We start from the raw sequence: 1381 nt of genomic DNA, 5'->3' as shown, positions 1-1381 counted from the left end.
GGCGGCGGCGACGACAAGAAGGACGACGGCGGCGGCGCGGCGCAGGGCGGCGAGCTCAAGGGCGTCAAGATCGAGGTCGCGGCCAAGTGGACGGGCGCGGAGGAGCAGAACTTCCGGCAGGTCCTGAAGGCGTTCGAGAAGCAGACCGGCGCGACGGTGTCCTACGCGTCCACCGGTGAGAACACCGACGCGTTCCTCGGCCCGCGCATCGCGGCCAAGAACCCGCCGGACGTGGCGATCCTGCCGCAGCCCGGCCTGCTCCAGCAGTACGCGGCCAAGGGGCAGCTCAAGCCGCTGGCGCCGGACGTGGTCGGCGAGATCGACAAGAACTTCTCCCCGTACTGGAAGAACCTCGCCTCGGCGAAGGGCCAGACCTACGGCGTGCTCGCCAAGGCCGCCTACAAGTCGATCATCTGGTACCGGCCGAAGGTGCTGCAGGACGCGGGCGTCAACCCGCCGCAGTCCTTCGACGAGCTGGTGAAGGCCGCCGGGACGCTGCAGGACGCGGGCCAGACCCCGTTCACGGTCGCGGGCGCCTCGTCCGACTCCTGGACGCTGACCGACTGGTTCGAGAACGTCTACCTGTCGCAGGCCGGGCCGGACAACTACGACAAGCTCGCCAAGCACGAGATCAAGTGGACCGATCCGTCGGTGGCGACGGCGCTGCAGACCCTCGGCAAGATCTGGGGCAAGCCGGAGTGGATGGCGGGCGGCCTGGCCACCGCCACCAAGACCAAGTTCGACGAGTCGGTCACCCAGGTCTTCGGCCAGGAGAAGGCCGCGATGGTCTACGGCGGCGACTTCGCGGCCGCCAACATCGCGACCACCAAGGCCAAGGTCGGCACCGACGCGCAGGTCTTCCCGTTCCCGAAGGCCGGGAGCACCGCCCCGGCGGTCCTCGGCGGTGACGTCGCGGTCGCGCTGAAGGACGGCAAGGGCGCGATGGCGCTGATGAAGTTCCTGGCGTCGCCGGACGCGGGCAAGACCTGGGCGAAGCTCGGCGGCTACCTGTCGCCGAACAAGAACGTCGGCGCGGACGCCTACTCCGACCCGATCGCCAAGCAGCTGGTCGACGCCATGCAGAAGGCCGGCGACGCCGCCCGGTACGACATGTCCGACCTGGCCCCGGCCGCGTTCGGCGGCACGCCCGGTTCCGGCGAGTGGGAGGCGCTGCGCGGCTTCCTGCAGAAGCCGTCCGACGTCAAGGGCGCCCAGGACAAGCTGGAGTCCGAGGCCGCGAAGGCCTTCAAGAGCTAGGACGGTTCCCCCATGACGGCTCCGAAGGACACGGCGCCCGGCGAGGCCGGGACGCCCTCCGGGGACCAGACGCCGCATGGGCGGGAGTCGTCGCCCGCGGCCGCGGACACCACCGCGGCCGCGG

Annotated in this window: 1 protein-coding gene; it reads left to right on the top strand. The window is 70.8% G+C overall.

Annotated elements, in window-relative coordinates; translation table 11 throughout:
* A partial coding sequence (locus tag AB0J52_RS40700; RefSeq protein ID WP_500188573.1) for an ABC transporter substrate-binding protein occupies positions 1 to 1257 on the top strand: 1257 nt, incomplete at its 5' end.
* Positions 1258 to 1381: the final 124 nt, after the last annotated feature.

Source organism: Spirillospora sp. NPDC049652, assembly GCF_040675125.1.
In the GTDB taxonomy this organism is placed as follows: Bacteria; Actinomycetota; Actinomycetes; order Streptosporangiales; family Streptosporangiaceae; genus Spirillospora.
The sequence above is the reverse complement of the archived record's forward strand: the minus strand, read 5'-3'. Positions and strand labels throughout refer to the sequence as shown.